This window comes from Liquorilactobacillus hordei DSM 19519 (assembly GCF_019443985.1).
Taxonomy (GTDB): domain Bacteria; phylum Bacillota; class Bacilli; order Lactobacillales; family Lactobacillaceae; genus Liquorilactobacillus; species Liquorilactobacillus hordei.
This window is the reverse complement of record NZ_CP049302.1, coordinates 40,255-55,379: the sequence shown is the minus strand read 5'-3', so window position 1 is coordinate 55,379 and position 15,125 is coordinate 40,255. Positions and strand designations below refer to the sequence as shown.

Sequence of the window (15,125 nt, the reverse complement as noted above, 5' to 3'; positions counted from 1 at the left end):
TGTTATGTTACTGTTAGCCTTTTCATTTTTGGGAATGCTTCCATCACAGTTCACATATTTTATGGCAATTAAGTATGGGAATGCTGCAACTGCTACTATTTTACAATTCACTGGTCCACTGTTCATTATAATTTTTATTGCATTAAGACAATTAAAGTTTCCCCGTAGAATAGACTGTATTTCAATTATTATTGCAATGATCGGTACAATTTTGTTGGTAACCAAAGGACATTTAAATACATTATCTTTAGCACCTATGGCTGTTTTTTGGGGGTTATTGGCTGGACTTAGTCAAGCGTCCTATACTTTAATTCCAAAAAAATTATTGAGTGACTTTAGTCCCTTAATATCCTTATCAACTGAGTCAGCGAGGACGACTTCGTTAGCTGCCTTTGGCAAGTGCCCCTTGGTTAATTGTAGGTTTTTAGCGATGTACTCGTCGTTATTCATCCCAACGAATTGTGCGGATTCACGTTTTCCGCCAATTTTCATATTAACTGGTGTAATGCCAAGTGTTGCGGTTTTGTCGTCGCTTAACTGATCCACCTGTTTCGTTGTCAGTAATGACTGTCCGGCATTGCCATTAGCGTCTTTGGTCATTACAAAGGACTTAGACTGCCAGCTGTCCACCGCAGCGGTGTTAGCTGTTGCCAGCCCGAGCGCCAGGGCACTTAAAATGAAAATCAAATAACTGATTAAGACGACGACTGTTAGAATCAAGCCGTACCGTAGTTTTTCTTTTTTAATCTCTCTCATTGCTAAAAACATTTGTTCCTCCTGTATTTGTTGCAGTTCAGCAAACTTACTATACACAAGTATACATGCTCTTATGATGAGATTCCGGACTAGTTTTGCTAGTTTGGTAAAATATCATCATAGGAGCATTTTTATTTAGGGTTACACGTTATGAAGAGGGCCGTGCCATAAGTCCTTCAAAACAAAAGAGATTAGTGAAAATCGTTCTTTGATTTTCACTAATCTCTTCTTTTGTGTTATAAAATAATTATAATTGGTGTTCTTCGCCACCAATTTTCTAATATTCATTGCCATCAAGGCAATTCCAGCCTCCCTTTTTACCTTTTCAAGCCCCCTAACTGAAAATCTTCTAAAACCTAAACAAGCCTTCAATCCACCAAAAACTGATTCAACGTCTATTTTACGTCGACCGTAAATTGAACCAGATTTTATTGATTCCATAAATAATTTACTAACAGAGAAGGATTTAGCACCGACTAGTTCAACTGAGAAGGGAAGGGAAATTATTTTCTTAATTATGAAAGCAAATAATAAAAAGGACACTATTCCATTATTTGCAAACCGTTAAACGTAACCTAGAAAATCTTGGATTTAACGTAACTTGGGCGTTGAGCGATAGATAAATTTCCAATAAGCAGTTTAAGAGGGTCTATAAGTAATAAATAACCCCTTAAAAACATTGTTAAAATAGCACCCCTATATCTATAATGTATATATAGGGTGTTATTATTTTTCTTTCATTAACAAATAACGTCTATTTTTCAGAAAAATTGTTGGATCTTTGTACTAATTGAACTAATTTCTTGCTGAGATAAAGTGGCCACAACTTCGCCATCTGATCGTTTTGTTGGATCGATGGCACGAACATGTTGCAATAATGCTGTGCCGTGAATTTCTTCCTTGTCTACCCCGATAAATAACGGTGATTTAACATACTTTTCCAGGGTACGATATTTATCAGATGTACTTATTGGTACAACAAGGATCGTATTAAAATAGCGATTATAGTGATCGTTGCTCACAATTAAACACGGTCGCTTTTTCTTAGTTTCAGTGCCTTTAGCCGGATCTAAATTAATCCACAAAATAGCGCCTTGTTTTAATTTCATTAATCAAAGTCTTCACTTTCTACGTCTTTACCCCAATCAACTTCTGTTGTACTGAGATTTCCAAACTTTTTTTCTTGTTCATCAACAAGTTGCCATAGATCCGGTTTACTACGAACAATCATTACTTTACCATTTGGTTCAATCTGCCATTCAATTGTGTCAGTAGAACGAACTTTTAACAGTTCACGTACTGTTTTAGGAATTGTAATCTGATTTTTACTTGTGATCTTCGAGCTAACCTTAGTTACATTGCCTGCACTCACAATATCATCTCCTTACTTTTTCCTTACAAAAATAATAACATAACTGCTTTAATATTTCAAGAAAAGGAGAAAAGACTATGCAACAAGTTGTCTTACCAATCAAAGATTCAAATGTTCTCAAAGAGGTTCAAGATTCGTTACTCAATAATTTCAAAGCTGGCCAGCGTAACTATACAATCTAAAAAATATAGCGTAGCGACGTTCTTATTTGATTCTATTAAAAGGATGTGACGAATCTAAAATTTGCTGAATGGTCTTTAAGGCAAGAATAAAAGGGAGTAGAAGATTATGTATAGTCCATAAAGTGAAGAATACTTAAAAGATGTGCTAATTCGTTTTGCGTATCATTCGACAGGAATTGAGGGAAATACACTAACCTTAAATGATACTAGATTAATTTTAGCGTATGGCCAACTTCCAAGTGAAAAAGGGCATTCTTTAAAAGAGGTTTTTGAGGTAGAAAATCACCGACAAGCTTTTGACTATCTTTTTAAAGAAGCAACAGACAAAAGACCCTTTTTGCCGTTAATAGTGCGTAATTTTCACAGATTATTAACCGATCACATACTACCAGACGGCGGACAGTATAAGAGTCTGCCGAACTATATTCAGGGTGCGGAGTTTAAAACGGCAGAACCCTTTGAGGTATCTAACAAAATACAAGCCTGGTGTGATCAACTTAATCAAGCATTTCAAACTGATAAAAGCCTTGATGATACTTTGACTACTTTAATGGAAAAACATATTGAATTTGAAAGAATACACCCATTTAGTGACGGTAATGGTAGAACAGGAAGGATGTTGATTGATTATGGCTTGGTTCTAAAAAAAGAACCGATATTGGTTATTGAAAGAAAAAATCGTGATGAATATATCCAATATGAAGTTAACAAAGATGTACCAGGACTAGTTGAATATGCAAAAAACAAATTAACTAATGAACGAGAACGTATGCTAAATTTTTATCAAACGTCCGAGAGGATAAAAGCATTTCAAAAGAAAGAGTTCAATTTACTTCAAAAGACCACGAAGCCGTTTCTAAAGAACAACGAATAAAGAAATTAAATGATACCCAATTGAATGAAGAGTATACTAAGCTGAATCAGGCAAATACTAAGCAACAAAAAGAAATAGATTTAATTAGAAAAGAAATCAGTAATAGAACTCAAAATCAACTTAAAGAGTTTGCTAAAAAGAATCCAGAAATAGGCTTACAAAAAAACAAAGAGAACAAAAAATACAGCCCTAGTTTGTAGGATTGTCTTTTTTGAACTTATCAGGCTTTTTGTTTTTCACATAGTCAGAAAAAATTTTCAAAAATTGTTCTGTTTCATCAGTATTAAGATTGTCGATTTCAAAGTATTTATCTAAGAGTGCTCCTTTTTGAATTAATAATCTAGTTCGTTCTTTTCTTTTTTTAGCATTTTCATAATATTCTGATTGGCGAAGTTTGAAATTCTCTTGTTCTATTTTTTTCTTTAAACGTGCTTGCTGGTTGACCAACTTTTCATATTGATTAGTCATTTGAAACACCACCAATTTAGGCTTGATTATTTTTTAGAAAGTTAGAAACTTTTTGAGCGAGGGCTTTTATTTCAGCATTAGATAAATTAGCATAGTCTAAATTAGCTTGCTTAATAATTTGCTTACCTAAGTTCTGTTCAATCTTAACTTTTTCAGCCTTTATTTTTCGGTTAAGTTCTTCAAATTGTTGTTGTTGTTTTTGAAATTTGGTTAATGACATAACAGTTTCCTCCTAAATCGCTTAGTAAAGTCACTTAAATATTATCACTAAAAATAATTAATGACAACTGGTTAGTTGAATACCCACTAAAAAAATAGTAAAATAATAATAGATATTAAGGAATCATTGTTCGAGTTAAACGAGGTCAATGCGCACTTACACGTCATCAAAAATGACGTTGTGCTAAACCCATTAAAACCTGTATTAGAAGTCGCCGATGGCGACAACAAAGTTAAACCCATAGAACCAAAGTGAGAAGGTGACTGATATGGCAATCTTTCATATGAGTTTTAGTAATATTAGTGCCGGTAAAGGACGAAGTGCCATTGCCAGTGCTGCTTATCGAAGTGGTGAAAAGCTATTTGATGATAAGGAAGGTCGCCACTATTTTTATGCCCGATCGATCATGCCAGAAAGCTTTATTTTGACGCCAAAAAATTCACCTGAATGGGCGAGTGATCGAGAGCAGTTGTGGAATGAAGTTGAAAAGAAAGACCGTAAATCAAACTCACGGTATGCAAAAGAGTTTAACGTGGCTTTACCAATTGAGTTAAGTGTAGATGAACAAAAAACATTATTAACTAAATACGTGCAAGAAAACTTTGTTGATCAAGGCATGGTAGCCGATGTAGCGATTCATCGTGATCACCCAGATAATCCACACGCACACGTGATGTTAACCAATCGCCCATTTAACCCCGATGGTACTTGGGGACAGAAAACAAAAACAGAATACATTTTAGATAGTCATGGTAATAAAACTAAGACCCCTGCAGGGAATGTGAGAAACCGAAAAATTTGGTTGGTTGATTGGGATAAAAAAGAAAAAATAACTGAATGGCGGCACAATTGGGCGGCAAGTGTAAATCAGGCTTTAGAGCAAAAAAACATTCCTGATCGGATCAGTGAAAAATCATTTGTGGAACAGGGAATAGCTGACACACCAATGCAACACGAGGGAATCAATAGCAAACGGCATGAAAGAAAGGCATTTAATCAACAAGTTAAGAACTATCGTAAGTCCAAAGCTAGCTATAAAAATATGCAGGAAAAAGTAGCTAATCGAGGTCACTTAGATAGCCTAAGTAAACACTTCTCGTTTAACGAGAAAAAAGTGGTCAAAGAGTTAAGCCACGAACTGAAAACTTATATTAGTTTGGAAAGTTTAGATGATAAGCGGCGCATGCTATTTAATTGGAAAAACAGTACCTTAATTAAGCACGCTGTTGGTGAAGATGTCACTAAGCAATTATTGACAATTAACCAACAAGAAAGTTCACTAAAAAAAGCAGATGAGCTCTTAAATAAAGTAGTTGATCGCACGACTAAAAAACTTTATCCAGAGCTTGATTTTGAACAGACAACCGCGGCTGAACGACGGGAATTGATTAAAGAAACTAATAGTGAACAAACGATTTTCAAAGGCAGTGAATTAAACGAACGTTTAATGAATATTCGTGATGATTTATTGACCCGACAATTATTGACCTTTACCAAACGGCCATACGTTGGCTGGAAGTTATTAATGCAACAAGAAAAGGAAGTCAAAATCGAACTGAAATATACGCTGATGATTCATGATGATAGCTTAGAAAGTCTAGAACACGTTGATCAAGCTCTACTAGAAAAGTATTCACCAACCGAGCAGCAAAAGATTACTCGAGCAGTCAAAGACCTACGGGCAATCATGGCCGTTAAACAAGTCATTAAAACGCAATACCATGAAGTATTGAAAAGGGCCTTTCCCAAAGGCGATTTAGATGGATTGCCATTGATTAAACAGGAACAAGCCTATACAGCCGTGATGTACTATGATCCTGTTTTAAAGCCATGTCAGGCTGAAACAATTGAACAGTGGCAAGCAAATCCACCACAGGTGTTCAGTCCCCAAGAACATCAACAAGGACTAGCTTATTTATCGGGACAGCTGAGCTTAGATCAGTTAGAGAATCATCACCTACAACGGGTTTTAAAGCATGATGGTACTAAACAACTCTTTTTTGGCGAATGCAAAGCTGATCCGACGATTAAGAACAGTCAAATCGAGAAAATCCAAAAGCAGTTAAAAGAGCAACAAGCCAAGGACGACCAGTACAGAAAAGCAAATATGGGGCATTATCAACCGCTAAATTACAAGCCAGTTAGTCCAGACTATTACTTAAAGACGGCCTTTAGTGACGCGATCATGACTGTTCTATATGCTCGTGATGAAGATTACGAACGACAAAAACAGGCACGCGGCTTAAAAGAGACTGAGTGGGAAATGACGAAAAAGCAACGGCAACACCAAACTCGAAACCGGCATGAAGATGGGGGTATGCACTTGTAATTTAAATGTAAAACGGCGAATTGACAAACCGTTGTACTTAGTTTGACAATTCGCCCTTTAAACTATTCAAAATAACTGCTACAATTTGTGACATGGAGACCGTTCTTCTTTCCTAATTGTTTGTAGTGACTCAATTAGAAGATTAACGGTCTTCTTTTAATTTGTTAAGGCCGAACGTCCTACCGAGTAAAATTTTACACTAACACTAGAGTTATCGAACTCTCTTAACTTATTTAATGCAGATACACTGCACAATAACAAGAAAAATATTGGCAGCATAAATCTACCATCTTAATAGTCCTGAATTAGTAGCTGATGGGTTGTGAATGTTAATGTAAAGGTCAAGATTACTTCTGAATTATCGGCATGCAGGAGCTGTTAGTGCCTGTAAATCACCTTATGAGGCAGCGTGATGGTTGACGTAAAAGCCCCCGGATGACTAACAGTGATTTCGCTAGTCATCCGGGGGATTAAGGATAATTTAATTAGTAGTCATTATTCAGTTAATAATAGCTGGTCGGCATCGTTAATTTCGATGACCTTGCCAGGCTTTTGCGTAATTAGGCCTTGACGCTCGAATAAGGCGAGCTTACGGCTGATGCTTTCAGGGGTGGTGCCGAGGAACGTCGCCAGGTCCTTTTTCTTTAATGGTAGTTTAAACGTGTCGGTTTTGAGCGCTGCCGCTGTTTCAGTGATATAGTTCGCTAAACGGGCTTCGACGGATTCAGTGGCCGTGCTGGTTGTTTGACGTTCCAGTTGACTGAGACGTTTGCCAAAGACGTTTAAGACGTTGATGCTGATACTGGGATATTTTTGCATCAAGTCTTGAAAGTCTGAACGGCGAATACTGCAAACATCCGTCGTTACTAAGGCTTCACCGAATGAGGTTCGCCGTTGATTTTTAAATAAGGCAGCTTCGCCATCGATATCACCAGTTTGTAATAGGTATAGTAACTGCTCGCGACCATTGGCAGCTAGCTGATAGACTTTAACCTGCCCATTGGCAACAATCATCAGTGAATCCAGTGGATCGTCAGCACCAAATAAAGTGCTGCCGGCTGGATAGTGGTGGTGACGAACGATCGATTCGATGGTGTCTAATTGTTCACTACCGAGTTCGCTAAAAATTGGGACTAACTGCACACATTCATGTTCTGCCATAAGGCCCACCTCCTGAATAAATTCACCCTAACTATAACAGATTTTGCTTGGTAGATAGGGTTTGACGTTTTAAATTTCCTACTGTTTTAATAACTATATTGTAGCGTAAAACTTTTTTGAATTTCTTGACGGCCGTCAAGTTCTGATCAATCAAATCCGGTTATGATAGAACCATCAAATGAACGACACGGAGGTAATTGATTATGAAAATTATTATGCAATTAGGAACGTTGACTTGCCCATCATGCATGACCAAGATCGAAAAGGCCGTTGCTAACCATGACGGCGTTGAGAATGTTAAGGTGCTATTCAATGCCAGCAAGGTCAAGGCTAACTTTGATCCTGAAGTGACGAATGCCGATGATTTGGCACAAGTTGTTACCGGACTTGGTTACGAAGTTGAAAACGTCAAGGTTAAGTAGGAGGAATAAACGATGAGTGAACTGACGATCGACGAACAATACGCAGCGGAATTAAAACAGAGTGACATTGATCACCATGTCCCAACAGCGGGCGCAATGACGAATCACATTTTATCTAACTTAATGGTTGCTTATGTTAAGTTGACCCAAGTGAAGTGGTACGTTAAAGGACCACAATCATTGGCATTGCGGACAGCATATCAACGTTTGTTAGATCAGAATGTCCGTCAGTTTGCTGAATTAGGCGAATTACTCCTAGATGAAAACCAGAAGCCATCTTCCACAACGGCTGAATTAACCAAGTATTCCATGTTGGAAGAAAATGGGGCTTTCAAGTATCAATCTGCTGATGAACTCGTGGCTGCAACAATCAAGGATTTTGATACGGAAAACCTATTCGTTGACCGGGCTATCAAGCTTGCTGAAAAAGAAACCCGGCCGGCACTGGCGGCTTGGTTAGTTGCTTATCGTGGCAGTAACAATTGCAATATTCGGGAATTACAAGCTTATCTTGGTAACGATGCTCGAACTGGTTTGGAGGAAGAAGATGAGGATGACAACGATTAGGTCGTTGTCGCTGAAAAATTAAACGCTCTGGATAGCGACTGTGTGGGCAAACTATCCAGGGCGTTTTTGCTATTACAACGGGCCTGCGCTATACTAACGACAATTAAATTAATGGGAGAGCCCCGAGATGGCGATTAGCGATATTGTGATGTGGACATTTGTCTTTATTATTGCGACTGGGTTCGTAACGGTGGTTTCAACGGCGGTGCTGTTGAAACGAGCAAAACGAGCGCCCAAGGATGCTGAGCAGTCCCACAGTGATGGCGACGATGATTGGAACCATGATGACTGGAAAAAGGGCGATTGGAAAGATTGACTCGATAAGTTGCCTGACAGATACGATGTTTAACTGCGTCAACTGGTACTAAAAAGACGGTATAACCAAAACTCCACAAGATTCCAGTACACCTAACAGAATTCACAAAAAGATGATTGCAAATAGAAAGTAGGCAACTTCAATGGGAACTGATTATATAAGGTCTTTGAGAAAAAGTGTTGGACACCAACCGATTATTTTAGCATTTTCGGGTGGTATATTAGAAAATGATAAACATGAGATTCTCTTACAAAGACGAACAGATTTTGATGCATGGGGTCTCCCAGGTGGTGGTGGTGCAATTGAATTTGGCGAGACAGCCCCAGAAGCATGTAAAAGAGAATACCTAGAGGAAACTGGTCTCTCTGTTGAAGTCAATTCTTTACTTGGAGTCACTACTAATCACATCCAAGAATATCCAAATGGTGATGTTGCACAGGCCGTTGTTATCGAATTTGTTGTGCGGTTAATTGGTGGGCATGAGAATGTGACTAGCCCTGAGACAAGCAAGTTGCAATATTTTGCTCAAGGGGATTTACCAGAAATCTTTAATAAACAACATTATCGAAGCATTCAGCGATATTTTGACAAAAAATTTCCGTATTATGATTAGGAAGATTTAAATGAATTTTTTTCATGATATTGTTTCCCAGAAAAGTTTAATCTGTGACTTTGATAGTTACTCTGAGCAGTTATGGCTTCTTTCGCCGGGTTTAATGGTGGCTTGGAAAGCGTAGATATTTTTGATTTTCTGCACAGAATACTCCGGCTAAGAAAATGTTTATAAGAGATCAGAATCATTCATTTTATAGGACAGGCCTGCAAATATAGTGTGAACACATTTGTAGATTTGTGAGAATTCACGAGACGAATAATTGATAAATCTGGAGCAAAAAATTGTTTTCTTCGGAATAAAATAAACCCCCTGAGTTTGGATTTACTCCAGATCAGGGGGTTCGCTTTACCGCGAGATTGACGACACCGTCTTTTTTGCGTTATTTGGTTTTTAGCAGTAGATCCAAGGAGTGTTCAAGATTCTGAACATCAGCCGTGGTCATCGCATCTACACAATTATTAATATTACGGGCGATGACGAGTTTCATGGCCTTGTCGATACTTGATTTCACTGCTGAAAGTTGAACCAAGACATCTTCGCAAGGACGATTTTCGTCCATCATACGTAAAACGCCGTCCAGTTGACCAGCCGAGCGTTTCAGCCGGGTCTTGATCTGCTTGCTAGTGACATATTCTTCAGTAGTTGCCATGATTCATGATGCCCCTTTCGTAATTAGGCAAGTGCTTTTTTGAGTTCGGCTTCAAAATCAGGCTTAGGACGTGCTCCGACCATGTGACTGACGACTTGGCCATCTTTCTTAATCAGGAAGGTTGGAATTCCTTGAACTTGGAATTGACTGGCCGTAGCTTGGTCATGGTCAATGTTCAATGAAACGAAGTTGACCTGATCCTTGTAAGCTGGGTCTTCAGAAAGGGACTTAAGAATTGGGTCCATCATGCGACATGGTGGGCACCAGTCTGCGCGAAAATCAATAACGGCGATACCAGTATCTGTTTCTTTGGCAAAATCTTGGTCATGTATTTCTTTAATCATTTTGAATGACTCCTTAGTAATTATTATTCATTAAACAATATACCCCCTGGGTATTTATAAGAAAGTTATTTGTCCAGATGTGACCAGTCCTAAAACGGCCCCCCGACTAGCTGGGAAGACTAGTTGGTGGGCCGCTATTGGTGGCTAGGCCTGTAACCAAGTTGGGGAGACTTGATTAAGCTGTGGCTGCTTGAATGGTTTTAGTTGGTTGGTGCTTGTCGAACCTGGTTTGGAAATTGATTAACCGCATAGCGTTGAAGATAACGGCTAAGATACTAGCTTCATGGACAAACATCCCACTGGCCATGTAGATATAACCGAAGATTAGCCCAATCAGTAGGAAGGCCACGGTGGCAATGGCGATGAAGATGTTTTCACGAGTGTTCGAGACAGTTTTCTTGGCGAGACCGTGGGCGTGTACTAATGCGGGGAAGCTTGATTGCATCAAGACGACATCGGATGTGTCGATGGCAACATCAGTCCCACTACCCATTGCGATTCCGATATCGGCGTTAGCGATTGAAGGACTGTCGTTGATGCCATCTCCAATAAAGGCGACCGTGTTACCGGCTGCTTTTAGTTTCTTAACGTATTCGACTTTTTCTTCTGGCAAGAGGTTGGCGTGAACTTCATCTAGGTTCAATTCGTTAGCAACGGCTTGAGCGGTGAGTTCATTGTCTCCAGTTAGCATAATGAGCTTTTTGATTCCTTGGACTTTTAATGCGGCGAGGGAATCCTTCACGCCTGGACGAATCGTATCGGCAATACCGAAGATGAGTTGAACTTGTCCGTCGACTGCCATGATAACGGTTGATTGACCAACAGCTTGTAAATCATTGAGATCTTTGAGTTGGGTAGGATTTAGTTTGATATTATGAGCTGTCAACATCTTTTGATTACCAATGACAACTTCTTGCTTACCGACTTGTGCGCAGATTCCTTGGCCCTTAACGGTTTCAGTGTCATCTAGGACGGGAGCGCCCCCCGCTGACTGCTGGTCGGCATAACTGGCGATTGCTTGGCCTAACGGATGGTCGGAAACCCCCTCAATAGCGGCGGCGATAGCTAGTTGATTATCCGCATTGTTTGTGTAAGTGTGCATGGTTGTAACGGCAGTGTTACCTTCCGTTAAAGTACCGGTCTTATCGAAGACCAGGGTATCGACTTTGGCAAAAGTATCGACGACTTCACCACCCTTGATCAGGATACCGCGCTTGGCGCCATTCCCAATTCCGGCAACGTTTGACACTGGGGCGCCGATAACTAAGGCACCTGGGCAACCGAGAACTAGTACAGTGATTGCTAAGCGGAAGTCACGGGAGAAGGCGAAGACTAGGACTGCTAAAACGAGGACAGCAGGCGTATAATATTGAGCAAAGCGGTCGATGAACTTTTCAGCTTTGGACTTGGTATCTTGAGCTTCTTCAACCAATTCAATAATTTTTGCAAAAGTCGTGTCGTCGCCAACCTGAGTCGCTTTGATCTTCAGATAGCCATTTTCAACCATTGTTCCGGAGTAAACCGAGTCCTTGAGTTGCTTGTTGATTTGGCGTGCTTCACCCGTAATTGAGGCTTCGTTAAGGTAGCCGTTACCTTCAACAACAATCCCGTCAACGGGAACCTGACTCCCGGTTTTAACTAGGACAACGTCACCTTCGTCCACATCATCAACGTCGACCTCTTCGGTGCCATCATCAGTAACTAAAGTTGCGGTAGTTGGTGACATGTCAGTCAAGCCTTTGATTGCGGTCCGCGTCTTCTGCAAGGTCTTGTTTTCGAGATAGGAGCCAAACAAGAAGAGGAAAGTAACGATTGCGGATTCGTTGAATTCACCAATAATGAATGCCCCAATCACTGCGATACTAACTAACAGTAAGCCAACTAAATAACACGTTTTAACCATGTTTCATGACAAGTTAACGGAAGAATAAATAGGATGATCGAGTTTGAGTAAACAAGAGGTATAGGAGGGAAAAACGTGGATTATCAAATAACGCAGGCCAATCAACCCTTGATGCCGGCATACTTTCAGGGGCGTTGGGCGGTCAAGCAAATTGCGGATCGAGACGTGATGTATAGCACTAATTTGGGTGCTGAAATCGATTTTCAAGTCACTGATGCTAGTTATGTGCGGTTGACATTCTTGCCGTTGGCGTATGCCCTAATAGCCGTTTTAGTTTCGAGTTATACTAAGAACGATAGGTGTCCAGTATAATTGTTCAAATTTAGGACTAAATCTATCGAAACGTCACAAGAGAGAATAAATAGTAGAGAGAAACGTCATAACCTAACAGTTATGGCATTTTTCTTTCAAAATTCAACTTAAAAGCTAACTTTCATCTGTTTAGTGTTATATAGTGAACCTATCTCAACTTTTTTCTGGTTAACTCTATAAAAGAAGGCGTAACTTTTACCTATGACTACACGGTATGTTGGTTGATTAAAACCATATTTTGTTGCTACATTTTCGGCTAGGTATGGATACCGTTTCAACGCTTCTGTACTTTTATAAATACTAGAAACAAACTCGCTGATTTTATCATCTGATAGTTCAAGTTTTTGTTGCCAATATGATATTGTAGCTTCTAATGATTTTTGAAATGATTCTGAATATCTTAGTTCATACATTATTTGCCCCAACCATATTTTCCAAACTTTTGTTTCATAGCTTCTTCATTAATCCATTTTCCTTTTTCAAAATCCTCAAAGCTTTTTTCAATCATTTCTCGATCGCGTTTGATATTTATAGATTCAAGATCTAAAATCAATTTTTGACCCTCTTGTTTGTACTCTATTTTATCTCCTTCGTTTAGGCCAAGATATTTAGGGAAAATGCTACCAGTGGAATTTCCAATTCTACGTATTGTTAGTTCAGGCATATTTATGCACCTCTTTTTTCTTTAAATTATAACATGTTATAACATGACTGTAAAATGGTTAAAAACTAATAAGTGTGCGTTTGGAGTGTACCCTATTGTAACTATCTAGGAAGTGCATTATTATTAGTTACATATAAGTGACCCGGAGGTATACTGAAAAATGACTAAAATTGGTTATGCTCGTGTTAGTACCCGAGATCAAAATCTAGCACGCCAACTTGAACAACTAAAAAGTGCCGGAGTGACCAAAATCTTCCAGGAAAAAATTTCTGGTAAAGACTCTGATCGCCCCCAGCTGCAAAAAATGCTGAACTATTTGCGTGATGATGATGAAGTGATTGTCGTTAGCCTGGATCGTTTAGGTCGTAATTCTAAAGATTTGACCGGTATTATAGAAGCAATACGCCATCAAGGCGCTACGTTAAATGTCCTAAATTTACCAAGCTTTGCCGGCATTGAGGACCCTAATCTGCGCAATCTGATTACTAATATTATCGTGGAGCTTTATAAATATATCGCCCAGGAAGAACGCGAAACAATTCGTGAACGTCAACGCCAAGGTATTGAAATTGCTAAAAAACAGGGTAAATATAAAGGTAAAGTCCGTGAATATGGTCCAGATTCTCCTAACAGACAAAAACGTTATATTTACAAAGAAGCTTGTAAGTTATTGGATCAAAAAAAAGCTGGCAATGCTGATCTCACGAAGAGACAGATTGCCAGAATGTTGGGTATTGCACCTGTAACTTTATATCGAATTGAAAAATATCATGCAGAAGAAAAAAATCAGCAAGAACGGTGAGTGATCAATTTATACATATAATTTGTTATTTATTAAAATCTGATATGACTATGCTTTAGTGAAGACACAAAGTGAATGTCATGGCTGCAAACGCCAACATATTAAAGAAAATCCGCGTTTACAGAATGAAATTAGACTTTATCAAATCATCATGAGTTGTGTCGACGTTATTAAGAATATGGCATTAAACATAGACTGTCAAAGAAAATTTGGAATACACAGAATCAGCAATTCTGGAAAATAAAAGGACAGTCAAAGATATTCCAGAATAAATTCAAATTCCTAAATTATAGTATATTATCTTATTTGTCTTTAAATAGGTAAATTACTCTTATTTAAAGAACCTAAGCACTGATTCTTTATCGAAAAACACACTTAAGAAAATAATAATGAGCACTAATATCAAGGTTATGTCCCAATTAATCCTGATGCCACTACCTAAATCACCTTGTGCCAGTGGCAATGGCAATGTTTTGTACCATTCTTTGTAATGAACCGAGACTTCCCTGCTCATTCTGATCACCGATTTGCATAATGGAGGCAATATTGGCTGGTTGAAAGATACCGATACCATACATCAATAAGAAAACTAGCTCGAAATTACATTACCAATTTTTCTAACTAAATTATGTTCGCAACAATTGCTATCACACCAGCAACAAAAAATAAGAATGCGCCCTTTTTATTTTTCTTTTGATACTGTATAGCGAGTTCATTTGGATAAACAAACAACTTTAAGTCATTTTCAGGATGTCTAGCAATATAATTTTTTCTAATCAATTGTCCATCTGAAAATATTTTCTGATTTAGGAATACAAAGGCGGTCGCAATTAATGACATTACTCCTTCCAAAAGAAATATTGCATCTCCACTGTCTTTTTCAACTAAAACATCATGTAGCGCATACCCTAATACCATCAACAAGATTATCAGTGCAAAAACTGTAATATTCAATCCAAGCCAGTAGATATTATTCGAGTGTAACTTTATATAAGCTTTTTGCTGATTCAAATTTTCTTGTGTTAATTCAATATTCTTTCTTTGACGAAATTCTCGCATTTGTTTGGATAAATCTCCAGCTGATTTAAATCGGAATGTACCTATTACTATTAAAGCAATTGTTAAACATTCCAAAATAAGTTTAATTACTACCAAAATTTATAACACC

At 38.4% G+C, this 15,125-nt stretch carries 19 protein-coding genes and 5 pseudogenes; 10 read left to right on the top strand and 14 right to left on the bottom strand.

Features of this window, described 5'->3' with window-relative positions:
* A pseudogene (locus G6O70_RS01260) lies at positions 1-337 on the top strand (EamA family transporter); the annotation flags it as partial.
* Here the strand turns inward: G6O70_RS01260 and G6O70_RS01255 are convergent.
* The 4 genes and pseudogenes from G6O70_RS01255 to G6O70_RS01240 form a co-directional block, all read right to left on the bottom strand.
* The gene (locus G6O70_RS01255; RefSeq protein WP_258236127.1) at positions 301-813 is read right to left on the bottom strand and encodes a hypothetical protein; all 513 of its coding nucleotides are present in this window, start codon (positions 811-813) and stop codon (positions 301-303) included. The pseudogene G6O70_RS01260 and the gene G6O70_RS01255 overlap by 37 nt on opposite strands.
* An 84-nt stretch (positions 814-897) precedes the next feature.
* Positions 898-1,173 (bottom strand): annotated as a pseudogene (locus tag G6O70_RS12090) (transposase); the annotation flags it as partial.
* A gap of 344 nt (positions 1,174-1,517) precedes the next feature.
* Positions 1,518-1,865, bottom strand: a complete 348-nt coding sequence (locus tag G6O70_RS01245; RefSeq protein ID WP_057869868.1) for a type II toxin-antitoxin system PemK/MazF family toxin — start codon at positions 1,863-1,865, stop codon at positions 1,518-1,520.
* The gene (locus G6O70_RS01240) at positions 1,865-2,128 is read right to left on the bottom strand and encodes a type II toxin-antitoxin system PrlF family antitoxin (RefSeq protein ID WP_001748062.1); all 264 of its coding nucleotides are present in this window, start codon (positions 2,126-2,128) and stop codon (positions 1,865-1,867) included. Before G6O70_RS01240 ends, G6O70_RS01245 begins: the two co-directional genes overlap by 1 nt.
* A gap of 324 nt (positions 2,129-2,452) precedes the next feature.
* On the opposite strand from G6O70_RS01240, the gene G6O70_RS01235 reads away from it, so the two are divergent.
* Positions 2,453-3,184: a Fic family protein gene (locus tag G6O70_RS01235; RefSeq protein WP_233419163.1), complete on the top strand. Its 732-nt coding sequence runs from the start codon at positions 2,453-2,455 to the stop codon at positions 3,182-3,184.
* A 20-nt stretch (positions 3,185-3,204) separates the two neighbouring features.
* Entirely contained in the window at positions 3,205-3,384 is a 180-nt protein-coding gene (locus G6O70_RS01230) for a hypothetical protein (RefSeq protein WP_057869869.1), read from the top strand.
* Here G6O70_RS01230 and G6O70_RS01225 read toward each other — a convergent pair.
* Positions 3,374-3,652: a hypothetical protein gene (locus G6O70_RS01225; RefSeq protein ID WP_057869870.1), complete on the bottom strand. Its 279-nt coding sequence runs from the start codon at positions 3,650-3,652 to the stop codon at positions 3,374-3,376. The genes G6O70_RS01230 and G6O70_RS01225 overlap by 11 nt on opposite strands.
* A gap of 16 nt (positions 3,653-3,668) precedes the next feature.
* Positions 3,669-3,872, bottom strand: a complete 204-nt coding sequence (locus G6O70_RS01220) for a hypothetical protein (RefSeq protein WP_057869871.1) — start codon at positions 3,870-3,872, stop codon at positions 3,669-3,671.
* 268 nt (positions 3,873-4,140) lie between these two features.
* Here G6O70_RS01220 and mobQ point away from each other — a divergent pair, with 268 nt between their 5' ends.
* On the top strand, positions 4,141-6,201 hold the full coding sequence (gene mobQ / locus G6O70_RS01215) for a MobQ family relaxase (protein ID WP_057869872.1): 2,061 nt from the start codon (positions 4,141-4,143) through the stop codon (positions 6,199-6,201).
* Positions 6,202-6,696: 495 nt separating this feature from the next.
* On the opposite strand, the gene G6O70_RS01210 is transcribed toward mobQ, so the two are convergent.
* The gene (locus tag G6O70_RS01210) at positions 6,697-7,362 is read right to left on the bottom strand and encodes a Crp/Fnr family transcriptional regulator (RefSeq protein WP_057869873.1); all 666 of its coding nucleotides are present in this window, start codon (positions 7,360-7,362) and stop codon (positions 6,697-6,699) included.
* 200 nt (positions 7,363-7,562) lie between these two features.
* Between G6O70_RS01210 and G6O70_RS01205 the strand changes: the two genes are divergently transcribed.
* The 4 genes from G6O70_RS01205 to G6O70_RS01190 all read left to right on the top strand — a co-directional run bounded on the left by G6O70_RS01205 (position 7,563) and on the right by G6O70_RS01190 (position 9,280).
* On the top strand, positions 7,563-7,784 hold the full coding sequence (locus G6O70_RS01205) for a heavy-metal-associated domain-containing protein (RefSeq protein WP_024272221.1): 222 nt from the start codon (positions 7,563-7,565) through the stop codon (positions 7,782-7,784).
* Positions 7,785-7,796: 12 nt separating this feature from the next.
* Positions 7,797-8,351 (top strand): Dps family protein, encoded by a 555-nt coding sequence (locus G6O70_RS01200; protein WP_057869874.1) that lies wholly within the window; start codon positions 7,797-7,799, stop codon positions 8,349-8,351.
* A gap of 127 nt (positions 8,352-8,478) precedes the next feature.
* Positions 8,479-8,667 (top strand): hypothetical protein, encoded by a 189-nt coding sequence (locus tag G6O70_RS01195; protein ID WP_057869875.1) that lies wholly within the window; start codon positions 8,479-8,481, stop codon positions 8,665-8,667.
* 142 nt (positions 8,668-8,809) lie between these two features.
* Positions 8,810-9,280: an NUDIX hydrolase gene (locus G6O70_RS01190; RefSeq protein ID WP_057869876.1), complete on the top strand. Its 471-nt coding sequence runs from the start codon at positions 8,810-8,812 to the stop codon at positions 9,278-9,280.
* A 382-nt stretch (positions 9,281-9,662) separates the two neighbouring features.
* Here the strand turns inward: G6O70_RS01190 and G6O70_RS01185 are convergent, their stop codons facing one another.
* From G6O70_RS01185 to G6O70_RS01175, 3 genes and pseudogenes are all read right to left on the bottom strand, one after another.
* Complete coding sequence (locus G6O70_RS01185; protein ID WP_003643024.1) at positions 9,663-9,932, bottom strand: metal-sensitive transcriptional regulator; 270 nt, start codon at positions 9,930-9,932, stop codon at positions 9,663-9,665.
* A 23-nt stretch (positions 9,933-9,955) separates the two neighbouring features.
* Positions 9,956-10,276, bottom strand: a complete 321-nt coding sequence (locus tag G6O70_RS01180) for a thioredoxin family protein (RefSeq protein ID WP_003643543.1) — start codon at positions 10,274-10,276, stop codon at positions 9,956-9,958.
* Positions 10,277-10,451: 175 nt separating this feature from the next.
* A pseudogene (locus G6O70_RS01175) lies at positions 10,452-12,149 on the bottom strand (heavy metal translocating P-type ATPase); the annotation flags it as partial.
* A gap of 105 nt (positions 12,150-12,254) precedes the next feature.
* Here G6O70_RS01175 and G6O70_RS01170 point away from each other — a divergent pair.
* Positions 12,255-12,440: pseudogene (locus tag G6O70_RS01170) on the top strand (SGNH/GDSL hydrolase family protein); the annotation flags it as partial.
* 158 nt (positions 12,441-12,598) lie between these two features.
* Here G6O70_RS01170 and G6O70_RS01165 read toward each other — a convergent pair.
* Positions 12,599-12,904 carry a type II toxin-antitoxin system RelE/ParE family toxin gene (locus G6O70_RS01165; RefSeq protein ID WP_057869878.1) on the bottom strand — a complete coding sequence of 102 codons (306 nt, stop codon included), beginning with the start codon at positions 12,902-12,904 and terminating at the stop codon, positions 12,599-12,601.
* Entirely contained in the window at positions 12,904-13,155 is a 252-nt protein-coding gene (locus G6O70_RS01160; protein WP_057869879.1) for an AbrB/MazE/SpoVT family DNA-binding domain-containing protein, read from the bottom strand. Before G6O70_RS01160 ends, G6O70_RS01165 begins: the two co-directional genes overlap by 1 nt.
* A gap of 160 nt (positions 13,156-13,315) precedes the next feature.
* Between G6O70_RS01160 and G6O70_RS01155 the strand changes: the two genes are divergently transcribed.
* On the top strand, positions 13,316-13,957 hold the full coding sequence (locus G6O70_RS01155) for a recombinase family protein (RefSeq protein WP_057869880.1): 642 nt from the start codon (positions 13,316-13,318) through the stop codon (positions 13,955-13,957).
* A gap of 449 nt (positions 13,958-14,406) precedes the next feature.
* On the opposite strand, the pseudogene G6O70_RS12405 reads toward G6O70_RS01155, so the two are convergent.
* Both G6O70_RS12405 and G6O70_RS01150 read right to left on the bottom strand, forming a co-directional pair.
* Positions 14,407-14,541: pseudogene (locus G6O70_RS12405) on the bottom strand (MFS transporter); the annotation flags it as partial.
* A 37-nt stretch (positions 14,542-14,578) separates the two neighbouring features.
* Positions 14,579-15,112, bottom strand: a complete 534-nt coding sequence (locus G6O70_RS01150) for a hypothetical protein (RefSeq protein WP_057869881.1) — start codon at positions 15,110-15,112, stop codon at positions 14,579-14,581.
* Positions 15,113-15,125: the final 13 nt, after the last annotated feature.

What these genes read in the sequence shown, in the direction of transcription:
- G6O70_RS01155 (WP_057869880.1), top strand. Translation starts at nt 13,316, where the DNA reads ATGACTAAAATTGGTTATGCTCGTGTTAGTACCCGAGATCAAAATCTA.
- G6O70_RS01160 (WP_057869879.1), bottom strand. Translation starts at nt 13,155, where the DNA reads ATGCCTGAACTAACAATACGTAGAATTGGAAATTCCACTGGTAGCATT.
- G6O70_RS01220 (WP_057869871.1), bottom strand. Translation starts at nt 3,872, where the DNA reads ATGTCATTAACCAAATTTCAAAAACAACAACAACAATTTGAAGAACTT.
- G6O70_RS01210 (WP_057869873.1), bottom strand. Translation starts at nt 7,362, where the DNA reads ATGGCAGAACATGAATGTGTGCAGTTAGTCCCAATTTTTAGCGAACTC.
- G6O70_RS01180 (WP_003643543.1), bottom strand. Translation starts at nt 10,276, where the DNA reads ATGATTAAAGAAATACATGACCAAGATTTTGCCAAAGAAACAGATACT.
- G6O70_RS01195 (WP_057869875.1), top strand. Translation starts at nt 8,479, where the DNA reads ATGGCGATTAGCGATATTGTGATGTGGACATTTGTCTTTATTATTGCG.
- G6O70_RS01185 (WP_003643024.1), bottom strand. Translation starts at nt 9,932, where the DNA reads ATGGCAACTACTGAAGAATATGTCACTAGCAAGCAGATCAAGACCCGG.
- G6O70_RS01165 (WP_057869878.1), bottom strand. Translation starts at nt 12,904, where the DNA reads ATGTATGAACTAAGATATTCAGAATCATTTCAAAAATCATTAGAAGCT.
- G6O70_RS01245 (WP_057869868.1), bottom strand. Translation starts at nt 1,865, where the DNA reads ATGAAATTAAAACAAGGCGCTATTTTGTGGATTAATTTAGATCCGGCT.
- mobQ (WP_057869872.1), top strand. Translation starts at nt 4,141, where the DNA reads ATGGCAATCTTTCATATGAGTTTTAGTAATATTAGTGCCGGTAAAGGA.
- G6O70_RS01200 (WP_057869874.1), top strand. Translation starts at nt 7,797, where the DNA reads ATGAGTGAACTGACGATCGACGAACAATACGCAGCGGAATTAAAACAG.
- G6O70_RS01190 (WP_057869876.1), top strand. Translation starts at nt 8,810, where the DNA reads ATGGGAACTGATTATATAAGGTCTTTGAGAAAAAGTGTTGGACACCAA.
- G6O70_RS01225 (WP_057869870.1), bottom strand. Translation starts at nt 3,652, where the DNA reads ATGACTAATCAATATGAAAAGTTGGTCAACCAGCAAGCACGTTTAAAG.